The organism is uncultured Litoreibacter sp. (genome assembly GCF_947501785.1).
GTDB lineage: Bacteria > Pseudomonadota > Alphaproteobacteria > Rhodobacterales > Rhodobacteraceae > Litoreibacter.
In genome coordinates this window covers 2896365-2912271 of record NZ_CANMXB010000001.1, presented here as the reverse complement: position 1 = coordinate 2912271, position 15907 = coordinate 2896365, and the positions used below count along the sequence as shown (strand labels likewise).

Genomic DNA, 15907 nt, shown 5'->3' with positions numbered 1-15907 from the left:
CACTGCTCAGGACTGCGTTGGGAAGGGCCATGCGCGCCGCCTGACACGCCCGCAGCGACAACAGGGACAATTGACCTATGACGCTGAAACTTTCCTCAATCATGACCGCTGCGCTTCTGGGCAGCACCGCCGTGGCTGCCGCCGAATGCGCTGATCCCGTAAAGATCGGGGTTCTGCACTCCTTGTCCGGGACGATGGCCATTTCCGAGACCACGCTGAAAGACACCATGCTGATGCTGGTCGACAAACAAAACGCCGCTGGCGGTGTGCTGGGTTGCCAGATCGAGGCCGTGGTCGTGGATCCCGCATCCGATTGGCCCCTTTTCGCTGAGAAAGCCCGGGAGCTTCTGACCGTCTCCGAAGTCGACGTTATCTTCGGCTCCTGGACCTCGGTATCGCGCAAGTCCGCGCTGCCGGTGCTGGAAGAACTTAACGGCTTGATGTTCTACCCCGTTCAATATGAAGGCGAAGAAAGCTCCAAGAACGTCTTCTACACCGGCGCGGCCCCGAACCAGCAGGCCATCCCTGCGGTGGACTACTTTCTTGACGAGCTAGGCGTAGAGAAGTTTGCGCTGCTCGGTACCGACTACGTCTACCCGCGCACGACCAACAACATCTTGGAGCAGTACCTGCAGGACAAGGGCATCGCCAAGGAAGACATCTTTGTGAACTATACCCCTTTCGGTCATTCGGACTGGGCCACCATCGTGGGTGACGTCGTTGGGCTGGGCGAGGATGGCAAACAGGTGGGCGTGATCTCCACCATCAATGGCGACGCCAATATCGGCTTCTACAAGGAACTCGCGGCGGCAGATATCTCCGCCGATGACATCCCGGTCGTGGCGTTTTCCGTGGGCGAAGAAGAGCTGTCCGGCCTTGATACGTCAAACCTCGTGGGCCACCTCGCCGCGTGGAATTACTTCCAATCCGCTGAAACCGACGCAAACGCCGAATTCATCGCCGCATGGAAAGAATTCGCGGGTGAAGAGCGTGTGACCAATGACCCGATGGAGGCCCATTACATCGGCTTCAACATGTGGGTGAACGCGGTTGAGGCCGCTGGCACCACGGACGTGGATGCGGTGCGTGAGGCCATGTATGGGCAGGAATTCCCGAACCTGACCGGCGGCACTGCCGTGATGCTGCCAAACCACCACTTGGCCAAGCCGGTCCTGATCGGTGAGATCACCGCCGAGGGTCAGTTCGACATCATCAGCCAGACCTCAGAGGTACCGGGCGACGCGTGGACGGACTTCCTGCCGGCCTCCAAAGTGCTGACCTCCGATTGGAAAGAGCTGGGCTGCGGCATGTACAACACCGAGACCAAGACCTGCGTCCAGCTTACATCTAACTACTAAGCATTTGGCGGGGCCGCATTCAGCGGCCTCGTCTTGTTTTACGAGTGACTTGTTTTCCACCAGAGCTCTGACTGACCCCGAAAGACTGACATGCGCCGTATTATCCTTGCCATTGCCTTGATCTTTGGCACGCTTCATTCCGCGCAGGCGCAGGACCCTGCGACACCGTTCCAAGACATATTGCAGACGCATGGCGGCGAAATTGCCAAGCCGTCCCGCAAGCGCGTGGGGGTCGTGCTCGATCAGCTGGTGGGGTCCGACCTTACGCAGGTACCTCAGTTCCTGGAAGCATGGGCTGCGAAGAACGTGTGGCAAGATCTGGACGGCACCTTCTTCATCGGGGTCGCAGACGGGGCGGAGCTGACGCTGACCGATGTCGACACCTCTGACACCTTCACCGGTCAGAAATCAGAATTCATCCAGCTCAAACCCAATGGCGGTGTCAGGCGGCTGATTGGAACGGCCCTGGTGCAGTTCCAGCTTTCCGACCCAGACCCCGAACGCCGTATGGACGCGCTGACATCCATTGCCCGCAAGCCTGAGGCCGCACAATTGGCGCCTCTGCTGGCCTCGATCGACGGCGACGCAGACGCCGATATCAAAGCGCGCAAAGTACAGCTGGCCAATTTCCTGTCCGCGCGGTTTGCAGACCTGCCCGCAGACAGGATTGCCGCGATTGAAAGCCTGTCGCGCGACACATCCGTTGAAGCGCGCAGCGTCTTGAACCAGATTTTGACGGTGAAGACCGGCGTCTCAAAGAACGCGCCAGAGGGCAATGTTGCGCAGATACTGGACCCGACCACCGCGCCTGACGCGTTTTACCAACAACTGATCGATGCAGACCTGGCCCCAACGCGGACGCCTCCGGACGTCGTTCGGGCCGCTCTTGAGGCCAACATCATCGACGGCCGCGTGGCAGACATCCCGGTGGCCCTGCTGGACACCGACGAGGCCCGCAACCGCGCCTACGCGCGACTGGCCGAGGCCGGTACGGTGCCGCAACTGGTGACCGATGTGTACCGCGACGCAGCCTTGTCGGAGCATGTGTTCTACGAGATCTACAGCGAAACAGATGCGACGATCACCGCAGCGGCGCAAGCCGCGCTAAAGTCGGTCGAGACCCGCGTCGGCTGGGCGCAAACCGCCGATTTGGCGTTGGACGGTCTGTCGCTGGCCTCGATCTACTTTCTCGCGGCCATCGGGTTGGCCATCACCTTCGGCGTCATGGGCGTCATCAACATGGCCCATGGCGAGTTCATCATGATGGGGGCCTATACCGGCTACGTCGTGCAACTGTTCATCCCCGACTACACCGTCTCGATCCTCGTCGCCCTGCCTTTGGCGTTTGCCATTACCTTCGGCGCGGGCGTCACGATGGAGCGGCTGGTCATCCGGCATTTGTATCACCGCCCGTTGGAAACCCTGTTGGCCACCTTCGGAATCTCAATCGCGCTGCAACAGCTGGCCAAGAACATATTCGGCACGCAGGCCCGCCCTCTGACCTCGCCCGATTGGCTGGACGGGGCGCTGGTGTTCTCGGACGTGATTCAAATCAGCTACATCCGCATCGCGATTTTCGTGTTGGCGCTGCTATTCCTCGGGCTGATCCTGTTTGTGCTGAAACGTACAAGGCTGGGCCTTGAGGTGCGCGCGGTGACCCAGAACCCTGGCATGGCGGCTTCTATGGGCATCAACCCCGACCGCATCAACATGCTGACCTTCGGGCTGGGCTCCGGCATCGCCGGGATCGCAGGCGTGGCTATCGGGCTCTACGCCAAGGTGACCAGCGAAATGGGCGCGGACTACATTGTGCAATCCTTCATGACCGTCGTGGTCGGCGGGGTTGGCAACGTCTGGGGCACGCTGGCGGGCGCCTCGATGATCGGGTTCCTGCAAAAGGGGATCGAGTGGCTGAACCCGTCCAACACGCTGGCGGCGCAGACCTATATGATCCTGTTCATCATCCTCTTCATTCAATTCCGGCCCAAGGGCATCGTCGCCCTCAAAGGCCGCGCGGCAGCGGATTGATCCCATGAAAAACACCTTCATCGCGCAAAACCCGTCGGTCCTGTGGTTCCTAGCCGCGCTTGGGCTGTTCACCTTCGGCGTCACCATGCTGTCCGAGGTCACCGGCATAGGGGTGATCTCCACCTCCTTCGTCAAAACCTTGGGCAAGACGCTGTGCCTGTGCCTGATCGCAATCGCGATGGACGTGGTCTGGGGCTATTGCGGCATCCTATCCTTGGGCCACTTCGCATTCTTTGGCATCGGCGGCTACGCCGTCGGGATGTGGCTGATGTACGCGCGGACCGAAGGCATCGTGTTGGAGAGCCTGACCAACCAAACCATTCCGCCGACGCCGCAAGAAATTTCGGACGCTATTGGGAACCAGATCTTCGGTGTCGTGGGATCAGCCGAGTTCCCGCTGATCTGGGCCTTCGCGGACAGCTTGTTGCTGCAACTGCTGATGGTGGTCCTTATCCCCGGCCTGCTTGCGCTGGTCTTCGGATGGCTGGCCTTTCGCAGCCGCGTCACCGGGGTCTACCTGTCAATCCTGACCCAAGCCATGACGCTGGCCCTATCGCTGTACCTGTTTCAAAACGACAGCGGGTTGCGCGGCAATAACGGCCTGTCCGGCCTGCAAAACATCCCCGGTTTCGACACCACCCCACAAGCCACCATCTCGATCATCTTCTTCATCGCCTCGGCGGCGGCTCTGGCAGTTGGCTATGTGTTCTTCGCGTGGGTCGTATCGGGCAAGATGGGCAGCGTCATCAAGGGCATCCGCGACAATGAGGCGCGGGTGCGGTTCCTCGGCTACCACGTGGAAAGCTACAAGCTGTTCGTCTTCACCATCACCGCCGTCGTGGCGGGCATAGCGGGCGCGCTCTACTACCCGCAGGCGGGCATCATCAACCCCGGTGAGATTGCGCCGATTGCCTCTATCTATTTGGCCGTCTGGGTCGCCATCGGCGGCCGGGGGCGGCTGTACGGCGCTGCGATCGGCGCGGCCTTCGTGTCGCTCATGTCGAGCTGGTTTACCGGCGGCGGCGCACCGTCGATCCCGGTAGGCTCTTATACAATCGAGTGGACCGATTGGTGGCTGGTGCTGCTCGGCTTCAGCTTCGTGGCGGTCACGCTGTTTTTCCCAAAGGGCATTGGCGGACTCTTTGATTATCTGGTCAGGAAACCGTCATGAGTATGCTTTTGGAAGTCTCCGGGGTTACCGTTTCATTTGACGGGTTCCGCGCCATCAACAACCTGTCGATCAACTTTGCCGAGCCCGAATTGCGCGCCATCATTGGCCCCAACGGCGCGGGCAAAACCACCTTCATGGACATCGTGACCGGCAAAACCAAACCGGACGAAGGCACCGTCAAATGGGGCGAAAAGAACATGTCCCTGCTGGGCATGTCGGAAAGCCAGATTGCGATGGAGGGCATTGGGCGCAAGTTCCAGAAACCCACGGTGTTTGAAGATCAAACCGTGCGACAAAATCTGGCCATGGCTCTTAAAAACCCGCGCGGGCCGTTCACCGTGCTTATGCACAAGAAAACCGCCCGAAACGCCGAACGCATCGAAAAAATCGCCGAGGAAATCGGCCTTCTGGACAGCCTCACCCGCAGCGCAGGTGAGCTGAGCCACGGGCAAAAGCAATGGCTGGAAATTGGGATGCTGCTGGCGCAGGAGCCGCGGCTGCTATTGGTGGATGAACCCGCCGCAGGCATGACGGTGGAAGAGCGTGAGAAGACGACCGACATCCTCAAACGCGCGGCAGAAACACGTGCGGTTGTGGTGGTGGAACATGACATGGAGTTCGTGCGCCGCCTGAACTGCAAAGTCACCGTACTGCACGAAGGTGCGGTGCTGGCCGAAGGCAGCCTGGACCACGTCACATCCAACCCGACGGTCATCGAGGTTTATCTGGGGCGGTCCAATGCTTGATGTTGAACACCTTGACCTGCACTACGGCCAAAGCCAGATCCTCTATGGGCTGTCACTCAACGCAGCACCCGGCCAGATCACCGCTGTTATCGGCAATAACGGGGTCGGGAAAACCAGCCTGCTAAAAGCGATTGCGGGGCGTCATCCGACCTCTGCCGGAACGGTCAGAGTGGCCGATCAGGTGGTGCGGCTGACCTCCGCCTTCGCCGCTGCGCAAGCTGGCATCGCCTACGTCCCCCAAGGCCGCGAAGTGTTCCCGATGATGACCGTCATGGAAAACCTGGAGACCGGCTTCGCCTGCCTGCCCAGAGCCGACCGCACCATCCCCGATAATATCTTCGACCTCTTCCCGGTGCTGCAAGACATGAAATCCCGGCGCGGCGGTGACCTGTCCGGTGGGCAGCAGCAGCAACTGGCCATTGCGCGCGCGTTGGTCACCCGGCCCAAGGTGCTGCTGCTTGACGAGCCGACCGAAGGCATTCAGCCCAACGTGATCCAGCAGATCGGCGACACGTTACGGCTGCTGCGGTCTCAAGGTGAAATGGCGATCATTCTGGTCGAACAAAACGCGGATTTCGCTTTTGGGCTGGGCGACAGCTTTGTCGTGGTTGAAGGCGGCCGGGTGAAACGCCGGTCCGGCAAGTCGGATTACACCAAGGAAATGCTTCTGGAAGATCTTGCGCTCTGACGACGGCAAAGAGCCCGGCGTCACGAACGGCCAAAAACCGACGCCAGTATTTCCGGCATTTTGGTCGCATCCTCATCGGTGAAGGCATCTGGCTGGTCGCTATCGATATCAAAGACCGCAATCAGATCACCTTGCCCGTTAAACACGGGCAAAACCAGCTCGGAACGAGTGGACGATGCGCAGGCGATATGCCCGGCAAACGCGTCCACATCTGGCACCAGCTGAACTTCACCTGTCCGCGCAGCCGCGCCGCATACGCCGCGGGAGAATGGGATCACGAGGCATCCGTGCCCGCCCTGATACGGACCGATTTTCATCAGCTCTGGCTCAACCACCCGGTAAAAACCGGTCCAGTCGAACCTGCTATCCGCGTGATGCACTTCGCAGGCCACGGTCGCCATTAAGGCGACCGCGTCGTCTTCACCCTCGGTAAGGCTCAAGATCGCTTGCTGCAGCGCTGCGTAGTCCAGCATCAGACCCGTTCGATCGCAATCGCGGTGCCTTCGCCGCCACCGATGCAAATCGCAGCAACTCCGCGTTTCAGCCCACGCGTTTCCAGCGCGTTCAGCAACGTCACCATGATCCGCGCGCCAGACGCCCCAATGGGGTGACCCAAAGCACAGGCTCCGCCGTTCACGTTGACCTTGTCATGCGGCACGCCCATCTCATGCATGAACGCCATTGGGACCACCGCAAACGCCTCATTGATCTCCCACAGGTCAACGTCGTCTTTCGTCCACCCGATCTGCTCCAACAACTTCTGCACCGCCGGGATCGGCGCTGTGGTGAACCACCCCGGCGCTTGCGCATGGCTGGCATGGCCCATGATCCGCGCGCGGATTTGCATGCCCTGCGCCTCAGCCGCATCCTGTGACGCCAGCAGCAGCGCAGCCGCCCCGTCCGAAATGGACGACGCGTTCGCTGCGGTCACCGAGCCGTCCTTGCGGAACGCTGGCTTCAGCTGCGGTATCTTCTCGGGCCGCGCCTTGGCGGGTTGTTCATCGGCTTCCACGACCACGTCGCCCTTGCGCGAAGACATCGTGACCGACGAGATTTCACGATCAAATGCACCAGAGCTTTGCGCATCCAGCGCACGACTTAGGGAGGCCAGTGCATATTGATCCTGCGCCTCGCGGGTAAACTGGAATTTCTCGGCGCAATCCTCCGCGAACGTTCCCATCAACCGCCCCTTGTCATAGGCGTCTTCCAACCCGTCGAGGAACATCGAATCCTGAACCTGTTGATGCCCGATCCGCGCACCGTCACGCATCTTTGGCAACAGATACGGGGCATTGGTCATGCTCTCCATGCCACCGGCGATCATTGTGTCCGCGTGGCCCAGTGCGATTTGGTCAAACGCAATCATCGCGGCTTTCATGCCCGACCCGCACATCTTGTTGAGTGTCGTTGCGGGGACGTCTTCCCCAAGACCGGCAGCAAACCCGGCCTGGCGCGCGGGCGCTTGTCCCTGACCGGCTGGCAGCACACAGCCCATGAGGACTTCGTCGACGGTGGTTGCCCCAGCTTCCGCCATTGCGGCCTTGATTGCGGCTCCCCCCAATGTTGGCGCGTCGGCGTCGCCAAAGTCTCCCTGAAACCCGCCCATCGGCGTGCGGCTTGCCCCGGCAATTACGACATTCTTCATCCCAAATCTCCTTCGTCCCTTACGGGCGTCTGAATACCGAATAGTAATCTTTAATGTCTACAGCCGTTTTGAACATGTGATGGAGCGATCAAAATGAACCTGACGAGCAAGACTGAGAACGGCGTACTGGTACTCACACCGGACACCACCCGTATCGATGCCGCGAGCGCTGTTCACATCAAAGATCAGTTCCGGGAAGCGACCAGCGACGTGGACGGCCGGGTGGTGATGGATCTGACGTTGGTTACCTTCATGGACAGTAGTGGCCTGGGCGCGATGGTGTCGGCACTGAAACTGTTGAGGGGGCGCAGACTGGAACTTGCCGGCCTGACGCCCGTCGTCGAAAAAGTCTTCAAGCTGACGCAAATGGACCAAGTCTTCATCATCCACCCCGACCTTCAAAGCGCAGTTTCCGGAAATGGCGCGAATGCAGCTTAACGCCAATCATACTCCGAAGGGAGTGAATACCGATACCGCGCACGCCAAGCGGTTTCATTTCTCCTGCGAAATTGGAGGGGACTGCCTTGGCACCATGATTGAGCGGGTCGTCGAGACGGCCAAGAAAACCGGCCATTACGGCCCGACCATTTTGGGCAACACCCATCTGGTTCTGGCCGAAGTTGTGAACAACATAGCTGAACATGGCTACGGCCATAGCGATCAGGGTAACATCGAGATTACCTTGGAATTATCGGAAAACGAAATCACGATCGAAACCACCGACTTTGGCGTCCCAATGCCGAACGAAAAACTGCCAATCGCCGTTTTGCCGGATCGCCACGTTCCATACGATACTTTGCCGGAAGGCGGATTTGGATGGTATCTGATCCATACTCTGGCGCCTGGGCCAATATACACACGGCTCGGAAACGCCAACATTCTGAAGTTCGTTATTCCTGAGTCTGCTCCTTGACCGACATTCAGGCCTAACTGTTTCGAAACGGAAAACAATCCGGCTCATTGTTTACCAGAAACTACGCGATGCCACTCTTTGGCCACGATATTGGCAACCCGCGGACTGAATTCCCACGCAGAAGGGTTTCGTAGCTGCATAGCTTCCCTCGGCGCTGCGTTTATCAGCCCCCACCCAGATGCGTGGCGTCGAGGAACCTAAGCTGCATCTTCCCCACCACTAGACTTTCGCAGATTGCCTCCTATCCTCCGACTTCAATCATTGTCGCGAAGAGGCACCTAATGCGAGATTTTCACCAACCGGGCCGCTCGACGGTTTTCGCACAGAACGGCATGTGCGCCACCTCTCATCCGCTGGCTGCGAAGGTTGCAGTTCAGATGTTGGAAGCTGGTGGGAATGCCGTCGATGCGGCAATCTCTGCCGCCGTGCTTCTGGGTATTTGTGAACCTCAAATGACCGGAATTGGGGGTGACTGCTTCTTCTTGGTCAAGCCCGCCGGGTCTGACGATATCATCGCGCTAAATGGCTCCGGCCGTGCACCTTCTGCACTGGATGCGTCTGTCCTTCGGGCAGCCGGGCATTCCGTGATGCCCACCTATGATGCAAATGCGGTAACGGTGCCGGGTGCAATTGACGCTTTTTGCAGGTTGTCCAAAGATCACGGAAAGCTCGGGCTAAAGAGCATTCTGGCGCCGGCGATCTACTATGCCGAAGCAGGCGTACCAGTCGGCCCCAGAACGAGCTTTGACTGGTCAGAAGCCGAAGGCACGCCTGAAGGGGCCGGTGCCAAACACTACCTCATCAATGGTAAGGCACCAAAACCGGGGCAAGTGTTCCGGGCCCCCAAACAGGCGGACGTATTGCGGCGGATCGCGGAGCATGGCCGAGATGCATTTTATGAAGGAGAAGTTGCGGAAGACATGGTTGCCTCCCTGCGTGCAGCAGGTGGCACCCACACCTTGGACGACTTTTCATCAACCGCTTGCGAATACACCACACCAATTTCCGGCACCTACAAAGAGATCGAGCTGGTCGAGCATCCGCCAAACGGACAGGGCGCAACAGCGATCTTAATGAACAACATCCTATCGGAATTCGACATTGCCGCCCTCGACCCGCTTGGAACGCAAAGAGCGCATATCGAAGCGGAGGCAGCCAAGCTGGCCTATTACGCACGCAACCGGTTCTTGGCCGACCACGACCACATGAGCCGCCTGGATCACATGCTGTCGATGGACACGGCCAAGGCCCTTGCCGCGTTGATTGACCCCAACAGGGCAATGGCGGAACCGGCAAAATTGTCCGAACAGGTCCACAAGGAGACGATCTATCTTACGGTCGTCGACAAGGATCGCATGGCTGTGTCGCTGATCTATTCGATCTTCCACAGCTTCGGGTCAGGCATCGCATCGGACAAGTTCGGAATCCTGTTTCAGAACCGCGGCGCAGGGTTCTCTCTGGAAGAGGGCCATCCCAATGAAGCGATGGGCGGAAAGCGCCCCATGCATACGATTATCCCAGGCATGTTGAAGAAAGACGGGAAAGTAACGATGCCCTTCGGCGTTATGGGCGGCGCTTACCAGCCGAACGGGCATTCAAGGTTTATGTCGAACATAGCGGATTTTGGGATGCACGCCCAAGAAGCCATCGACGCGCCACGCAGTTTTTCGGACGCCGGCGACATGAAGGTCGAACGTGGCTATTCAAACAAGGTCAGACAGGAACTGTCGGATTTGGGCCACAGTGTCTCTGTCCCGGAAACACCCATCGGTGGGGCCCAAGCGATCTTCATTGATGAGGAAAACGGCGTTCTGCACGGCGCGTCTGATCCCCGCAAAGACGGCTGCGCGTTGGGCTACTAGTTGAAGTCGAACTGCAGCGGGTATTGGCCCCGGCCATCATAGGCACCGAACATGGCGCTTAGATCGGGGTGGTCCACCGGCTCACCGGTCATGTCGCGTTCCAGGTTCTGCTCGGACACGTAAGCCACGTAGTAGCTTTCGTCATTTTCTGCGAGCAGATGATAGAACGGCTGATCCCTCCGCGGGCGCGACGCCTCGGGGATATTGTCGTACCATTCTTCGGTATTGGAGAACTCGGCATCAACGTCAAAAATCACTCCGCGAAACGGGTGTTTCTTGTGACGGACAATCTGCCCCAGCGTGTATTTTGCCTGTTGTTTAAGCATAACAATTGCAACCCCTAATATGCGTAGATAGACCCTGCGAGGGTCGTTTGTCCATTCAATCAACCTCAAATTTGAGGAAACAGTCTGTGAACCTGCTACTGACAGTGCTGGAAATTGTGGCGCCCGTCTTCATCCTGGCGAGCATTGGATACGTCTGGGTGAAACTGGGTTTCGACTACCGCATCGAGTTTGTCACCCGGCTTGCTATGACCTTGTCGGTGCCCTGCCTCATTTTCGCGGCGCTCATGCAAACCACCATCGCGCCAGATGCTCTCGCGACAGTCTTCATGGCCACCATCGCGACATACGCGCTGATCACCATCGGGTGCTATCTGCTGGTCAAATTTGGCAAGCTGGACACGCGCACCTATCTCGCACCGCTCATCTTCGGCAATACGGGCAATCTTGGTCTCCCGCTCGCATTGTTCGCATTTGGTGAACAGGGCCTGGACTACGCGGTCGTCATCTTCGCGATGATGGGTATCTACTCCTTCACCTTTGGCGTCTGGCTGGTGTCTGGCGGCGGTTCGCTCAGAAAGGTCGTCCAGGAACCACTGGTCGGGGCAACGCTGCTTGGGGCGCTGTTTCTTTGGCAGGGGTGGGAAACGCCCACATTCCTGACCAACACGATCGAGCTGATCGGCCAAATGGCGATCCCCCTAATGCTGATCACGCTTGGGGTCGCGGTAGCGCGTTTGACCCCTGGCAGCGTCTCACGCGCCATATGGCTGTCTCTCGTCAAGGTGGTTTTGTGCATCGCGGCAGGTTGGGCCGTTGGCACATATTTCGAATTGCCGCATGTAGCGCTAGCCGTGTTGATATTGCAGGTCTCAACCCCCGTGGCCGTCACGTCTTACCTCCTTGCGGCGAAATACGAGGCGGATGCAGACCCTGTAGCAGGCCTTGTGGTGGTCTCAACGCTGATGTCGGTCGGCTTTATCCCGCTAACACTCGCTTTTTTGATCTGACGCGCCAACCTGTCGCTTTGCGAAAGAGCGATTTTAGCTTAAACTGCCCTCAAAAGCCGAAAACGGCACCGAGCAAATATGAGCAGGCACATGATCCGACCATTCCGCGCTATGGCGCTTTTACTGTTTTTGGCAGCTTGCGGTTCTTCGACCGGAACCGCACCGCGCGATTTGGACAATGCATGTTCGATTGTGTCGCAAAACCCCAACTGGTTGCGGGAAATGAAGCGGGTGGAGCGCAAGTGGGGCGTGCCCGTCCACGTGCAAATGGCGACGATTTATCAGGAAAGTAAGTTCATTTCTGACGCTCGACCGCCTTTCCGCTACGCGTTGGGCGTGATCCCAGTGGGACGGCAGTCTTCTGCCTTGGGCTTTAGCCAAGCGCTGGATGGAACCTGGAAAGAATATCAGCAGGATCAAAACGCATTCCGTGCAAAGCGGGAACGCTTCGGCGACGCTGTCGACTTCATGGGGTGGTACATGGACGGCAGCGAGCGACGCGTCGGCGTGTCCAAGTTTGACACGCGCAATCAATATCTGGCTTACCACGAAGGCCGGACGGGATTTGCGCGAGGGTCCTACAACCGCAAAGCGTGGCTTGTTCGGATTGCAGGTGAGGTTGCCGCGCGCGGCGAGACTTACCGCGCGCAGTTGATTGGATGCCGGAAAATTTGAGCGGCTAGTTCAGGCCCCGAGCCTGGATTTCTTGCGGGATATTGAACTTCGATGACGGGATTGAGCTGACCTTCTTTAGGTCTCGCATGATCACCGTCGTTTGTTGACCGGCATCATTGGTGATGACCCACTGGCGCAGCTGCAACGGGTTCCCGGTAAATTTCAGCTGGATATCACCATATTCAGGGTGTTCAGGGTCTTGCACCTTCACCACTGTGGCGTTTCCATCTTCCTTGTGACCGACAATCATCTTTGACCGATTGAAGTCGATATTTTTTGCAAGGATGAGGTTCAATGGCGTGCGTTTGAGTGGGAACTGCTCTGGTGGCACGTTGGACTTTGGGTCAAAGATCGCAACCTGGGAACCGCCTGCAATGACAAGGCTTCTGTCCGGAGGGTCGTACTCAAACCGCGCGCGCCCGGGGCGCTTGATATATATCGTTCCGTTCGTGATCGACCCATCATCGTTAATTTGGGTGAAAGAACTTTGGGCAGATGTGATGCCACTAATGTACCCCGCCAGTGCATTTAGCGGGATTTTGTCTGCCCAAGCTGGCGCTGCCAAAGCGAGCGACATCAGGGGCGCGAGGAACAGTTTTTTCATCATCATGTACCCTTAGTTAAGCAATTGGGCACAGGATTAAACCCGCGCCCAGTCACAACTCTGCAATATGGTGAAAGGTTGCCTAAGCCTGCTCAGGCACCAAAATCTCTCGTTTTCCAACGTGATTTGCTGGTGAAACAAGGCCTTGCTCCTCCATCTGCTCCACCAAACGCGCTGCTTTGTTGTATCCAATGGCGAGTTTCCGCTGGATATAGGAGGTCGAACATTTGCGATCTTTGATCACAATCTGAACGGCGGTGTCATAAAGCGCATCTTCGCCGTCTGTGTTGCCACCAAGGCCAAGCACCATGTCAATGTCGCTGGATTTTTCGTCGTCCGGGCCCTCGACGACGCCAGACATGTATTCGGGCGGCCCGAACGACTTCAGATGGTTGACGATTTCCTCCACCTCTTCATCTGACACAAACGGCCCGTGGACGCGGGTGATTTTTGACCCACCAGCCATGTAAAGCATATCGCCCATACCAAGCAGCTGCTCGGCGCCCATTTCTCCCAAGATAGTGCGCGAGTCGATTTTCGACGTCACCTGGAATGAAATACGTGTCGGGAAGTTGGCCTTGATCGTACCGGTGATCACATCTACCGACGGGCGCTGCGTGGCCATGATCAGGTGGATACCCGAGGCACGCGCCATCTGCGCGAGGCGCTGGATGCAGGCTTCGATCTCTTTGCCAGCGACCATCATCAGGTCGGCCATCTCGTCCACGATCACCACAATATAAGGCATCGCTTCGGGCTGGAATTCCTCGGTCTCGAACATTGGCTCGCCGGTTTCGTCATCGAACCCGGTCTGCACGGTGCGGGAGAACATTTCGCCTTTCGCGAGCGCATCTTTCACCCGCGAATTGTACCCGTCGATGTTCCGCACACCCATTTTGGACATTTTGCGATAGCGTTCTTCCATCTCGCCCACGGTCCATTTCAGGGCCACAACCGCCTTTTTCGGGTCGGTCACAACGGGCGACAGAAGGTGCGGGATGCCGTCATAGACGCTGAGTTCCAGCATCTTGGGGTCGATCATGATCAGGCGGCATTCTTCCGGCGTCAGCTTATAGAGCAGCGACAAGATCATGGTGTTGATGGCCACAGATTTACCGGAGCCGGTTGTACCCGCGATCAAGAGGTGAGGCATCTTGGCGAGGTTGGCCACGATGCTTTCGCCGCCGATGTCTTTGCCAAGCGCAAGCGGCAGTTTCTGGGTGCCGTCACCGAAGTCGCGCGACGCGAGTATTTCCCGCAGGACCACCATTTCGCGCTTCTCGTTTGGCAGTTCGATGCCGATCACGGAACGGCCAGGCACGGTGGACACACGTGCCGACAGCGCGGACATGGAACGGGCGATATCGTCAGCTAACCCGATAACGCGGGAGGCTTTCAGGCCGGGCGCGGGCTCCAGCTCGTACATGGTGACGACGGGGCCGGGGCGCACGCTGACGATCTCACCCTTGACGCCGTAGTCATCTAGCACGGCTTCCAGCATCCGGGCGTTCTCTTCCAGTGCCTCGTCGCTCAGGACGTGGCGTTCGACAACTTCGGGATTGGACAGAAGGTTCAGCGGGGGAAGTTCGAAATCCGCCGCTTTGTCATCAAATTTCAACGCAGGCTGCGCCTCGGCTTTCGCACGGGAGGACGGGGCCGGCGCTTTGCGCACAGGCTGCTGGACCACAGCTTTGGGTTGCGGGGTGTACACATGCGGTTCGGGGGCGGCCGGTTTGGGCTCAAGAAGCGCGTCCTCAGCGAGATGCGCATCGGGATCAGCATCAGCTGTTGGCGTGATGTAAAGCGGGTCAGGTCCGCGCGTCAAAACAGGTTCGGCGCGCATTGTCGGCGCTTCGGGCGTTGTGTTTGCTTCCAACGTCGGAACCCGGCGTGCGCGGTTTTTGATCACATCGCTGATGCGGGATTTGATGCGGTCCTCTGGTTCAAGCTCGACGTCATAGGTGACCGCTTCGTCCAGCGCGGGTGCGGGCGGTTCCGTGACGCGTTTCACCAGCGCAGGCACACGTGCCAACAGGCCGGTTTTGGGCTGGGGTGCGGCCACTTCGATCTGCGGCTCAGGCGCAGGTTCGGGCGTTACAACTGTTGGCGCGCGGCGCAGCGACGGGCCTGCGACGGGGACGTCTTCTTGATACTCGGCATAGGCGGCGGCTTCTTCCGCTGCGGCAATGCGGGCTTCCTTGCGTTCAGCCCTGACTGCAGAGGCTTTGCTGGCAGCCGCCACTGCACCCCTTGCGGCCCCTTTGGATGCAGCGCCAAACAGCTTGGCAATGCTCGCATAGGTCAAGATCACGCCGATAAACATGAACCGCAGCACCGAGCGCAGTTCTTCCTTATCAAAACCCAGCACAAAAAGAGACAGCAAGAACAGGCTGACGAACACGAGGAATGCCATGACCTTCAGGCCGAACACGGCGCTTACGGGGGCAACGCCCAGAATAGCGCCCAGCACTGTGTCACCAAACAATCCGCCCAATCCGAAGGAGTGGGTCCATTCGGTCACCGGTACATGGGTGGAGGCATAGACAGAGGCCAATGCGACCGCCAGTGGTGCAAAAAGCAAGCGGCCGATGGCGCGCTGTTCGCCGCGATGCAGGATGAAGCGCAAGCCCCAGATTACCGTGATGAACGGGATCGCCCACGCGCCAAAGCCCACGATGACAAAGAGCGGTGAGGCCAGAGACGCACCAAAGCGGCCGAGCCAGTTCTTGGCCGGCTCATCTGTGGCGGATAACCAGCTTGGATCTTCGGGGACGTAAGACACCAGCATCAGCGTCACCAGCACACCAAAGCCCAACAGGGCGAGGCCAAAAAGCTCCTTGCCGCGTTGCTCGATCGCTGCCTGCATGTCGCTGTCCAAAAACGGATCGCGTTGCCTTGCCTGATACGCCATATGTTCGTCCCT

15 protein-coding genes are annotated in these 15907 nt (G+C 58.5%); 10 read left to right on the top strand and 5 right to left on the bottom strand.

From position 1 onward, the window contains the following. Positions 1 to 77: 77 nt before the first annotated feature. From urtA to urtE, 5 genes are all read left to right on the top strand, one after another. Positions 78 to 1358 carry an urea ABC transporter substrate-binding protein gene (gene urtA / locus Q0899_RS14475; RefSeq protein ID WP_298295154.1) on the top strand — a complete coding sequence of 427 codons (1281 nt, stop codon included), beginning with the start codon at positions 78 to 80 and terminating at the stop codon, positions 1356 to 1358. Between the two features lie 90 nt (positions 1359 to 1448). Beyond that, positions 1449 to 3386, top strand: a complete 1938-nt coding sequence (urtB, locus tag Q0899_RS14470; protein ID WP_299193683.1) for an urea ABC transporter permease subunit UrtB — start codon at positions 1449 to 1451, stop codon at positions 3384 to 3386. Positions 3387 to 3390: 4 nt separating this feature from the next. After that, positions 3391 to 4557 (top strand): urea ABC transporter permease subunit UrtC, encoded by a 1167-nt coding sequence (urtC, locus tag Q0899_RS14465; RefSeq protein ID WP_299193681.1) that lies wholly within the window; start codon positions 3391 to 3393, stop codon positions 4555 to 4557. Next, positions 4554 to 5303 carry an urea ABC transporter ATP-binding protein UrtD gene (urtD, locus tag Q0899_RS14460; RefSeq protein ID WP_299193679.1) on the top strand — a complete coding sequence of 250 codons (750 nt, stop codon included), beginning with the start codon at positions 4554 to 4556 and terminating at the stop codon, positions 5301 to 5303. Before urtC ends, urtD begins: the two co-directional genes overlap by 4 nt. Further along, positions 5296 to 5991 (top strand): urea ABC transporter ATP-binding subunit UrtE, encoded by a 696-nt coding sequence (gene urtE, locus Q0899_RS14455; protein ID WP_299193676.1) that lies wholly within the window; start codon positions 5296 to 5298, stop codon positions 5989 to 5991. The genes urtD and urtE overlap by 8 nt, the downstream gene beginning before the upstream one ends. A gap of 20 nt (positions 5992 to 6011) precedes the next feature. Here the strand turns inward: urtE and Q0899_RS14450 are convergent, their stop codons facing one another. After that, on the bottom strand, positions 6012 to 6464 hold the full coding sequence (locus tag Q0899_RS14450; RefSeq protein ID WP_299193674.1) for a GAF domain-containing protein: 453 nt from the start codon (positions 6462 to 6464) through the stop codon (positions 6012 to 6014). After that, complete coding sequence (locus Q0899_RS14445; protein ID WP_299193672.1) at positions 6464 to 7636, bottom strand: acetyl-CoA C-acyltransferase; 1173 nt, start codon at positions 7634 to 7636, stop codon at positions 6464 to 6466. The genes Q0899_RS14450 and Q0899_RS14445 overlap by 1 nt, the downstream gene beginning before the upstream one ends. A 93-nt stretch (positions 7637 to 7729) precedes the next feature. Here Q0899_RS14445 and Q0899_RS14440 point away from each other — a divergent pair, with 93 nt between their 5' ends. The 3 genes from Q0899_RS14440 (at position 7730) to Q0899_RS14430 (ending at position 10411) form a co-directional block, all read left to right on the top strand. Beyond that, the gene (locus Q0899_RS14440) at positions 7730 to 8074 is read left to right on the top strand and encodes an STAS domain-containing protein (RefSeq protein ID WP_298295143.1); all 345 of its coding nucleotides are present in this window, start codon (positions 7730 to 7732) and stop codon (positions 8072 to 8074) included. Further along, a complete protein-coding gene (locus tag Q0899_RS14435; RefSeq protein ID WP_298361275.1) occupies positions 8064 to 8549 on the top strand; it encodes an ATP-binding protein in 486 nt (161 codons plus the stop codon). Before Q0899_RS14440 ends, Q0899_RS14435 begins: the two co-directional genes overlap by 11 nt. Before the next feature lie 281 nt (positions 8550 to 8830). Next, positions 8831 to 10411 carry a gamma-glutamyltransferase family protein gene (locus Q0899_RS14430; RefSeq protein ID WP_299193669.1) on the top strand — a complete coding sequence of 527 codons (1581 nt, stop codon included), beginning with the start codon at positions 8831 to 8833 and terminating at the stop codon, positions 10409 to 10411. On the opposite strand, the gene hspQ is transcribed toward Q0899_RS14430, so the two are convergent. Beyond that, entirely contained in the window at positions 10408 to 10737 is a 330-nt protein-coding gene (gene hspQ / locus Q0899_RS14425) for a heat shock protein HspQ (RefSeq protein ID WP_298295137.1), read from the bottom strand. The two genes, Q0899_RS14430 and hspQ, sit on opposite strands and share 4 nt — an antisense overlap. A gap of 86 nt (positions 10738 to 10823) precedes the next feature. On the opposite strand from hspQ, the gene Q0899_RS14420 reads away from it, so the two are divergent. Continuing rightward, complete coding sequence (locus Q0899_RS14420; RefSeq protein ID WP_299193667.1) at positions 10824 to 11705, top strand: AEC family transporter; 882 nt, start codon at positions 10824 to 10826, stop codon at positions 11703 to 11705. Between the two features lie 90 nt (positions 11706 to 11795). After that, positions 11796 to 12380 (top strand): lytic transglycosylase, encoded by a 585-nt coding sequence (locus Q0899_RS14415; RefSeq protein ID WP_298295133.1) that lies wholly within the window; start codon positions 11796 to 11798, stop codon positions 12378 to 12380. Positions 12381 to 12384: 4 nt separating this feature from the next. Here Q0899_RS14415 and Q0899_RS14410 read toward each other — a convergent pair whose 3' ends face one another. Continuing rightward, entirely contained in the window at positions 12385 to 12990 is a 606-nt protein-coding gene (locus tag Q0899_RS14410; protein ID WP_299193665.1) for an outer membrane lipoprotein carrier protein LolA, read from the bottom strand. Positions 12991 to 13066: 76 nt separating this feature from the next. After that, a complete protein-coding gene (locus Q0899_RS14405) occupies positions 13067 to 15895 on the bottom strand; it encodes a DNA translocase FtsK 4TM domain-containing protein (protein ID WP_299193663.1) in 2829 nt (942 codons plus the stop codon). Positions 15896 to 15907: the final 12 nt, after the last annotated feature.

Excerpts from the sequence above, each read along its gene's own strand:
- Q0899_RS14440 (WP_298295143.1), top strand. The coding sequence starts at position 7,730 with ATGAACCTGACGAGCAAGACTGAGAACGGCGTACTGGTACTCACACCG.
- Q0899_RS14410 (WP_299193665.1), bottom strand. The coding sequence starts at position 12,990 with ATGATGATGAAAAAACTGTTCCTCGCGCCCCTGATGTCGCTCGCTTTG.
- Q0899_RS14450 (WP_299193674.1), bottom strand. The coding sequence starts at position 6,464 with ATGCTGGACTACGCAGCGCTGCAGCAAGCGATCTTGAGCCTTACCGAG.
- urtE (WP_299193676.1), top strand. The coding sequence starts at position 5,296 with ATGCTTGATGTTGAACACCTTGACCTGCACTACGGCCAAAGCCAGATC.
- Q0899_RS14445 (WP_299193672.1), bottom strand. The coding sequence starts at position 7,636 with ATGAAGAATGTCGTAATTGCCGGGGCAAGCCGCACGCCGATGGGCGGG.
- urtC (WP_299193681.1), top strand. The coding sequence starts at position 3,391 with ATGAAAAACACCTTCATCGCGCAAAACCCGTCGGTCCTGTGGTTCCTA.
- Q0899_RS14430 (WP_299193669.1), top strand. The coding sequence starts at position 8,831 with ATGCGAGATTTTCACCAACCGGGCCGCTCGACGGTTTTCGCACAGAAC.
- Q0899_RS14405 (WP_299193663.1), bottom strand. The coding sequence starts at position 15,895 with ATGGCGTATCAGGCAAGGCAACGCGATCCGTTTTTGGACAGCGACATG.
- urtA (WP_298295154.1), top strand. The coding sequence starts at position 78 with ATGACGCTGAAACTTTCCTCAATCATGACCGCTGCGCTTCTGGGCAGC.
- Q0899_RS14415 (WP_298295133.1), top strand. The coding sequence starts at position 11,796 with ATGATCCGACCATTCCGCGCTATGGCGCTTTTACTGTTTTTGGCAGCT.
- urtB (WP_299193683.1), top strand. The coding sequence starts at position 1,449 with ATGCGCCGTATTATCCTTGCCATTGCCTTGATCTTTGGCACGCTTCAT.
- urtD (WP_299193679.1), top strand. The coding sequence starts at position 4,554 with ATGAGTATGCTTTTGGAAGTCTCCGGGGTTACCGTTTCATTTGACGGG.
- Q0899_RS14435 (WP_298361275.1), top strand. The coding sequence starts at position 8,064 with ATGCAGCTTAACGCCAATCATACTCCGAAGGGAGTGAATACCGATACC.
- hspQ (WP_298295137.1), bottom strand. The coding sequence starts at position 10,737 with ATGCTTAAACAACAGGCAAAATACACGCTGGGGCAGATTGTCCGTCAC.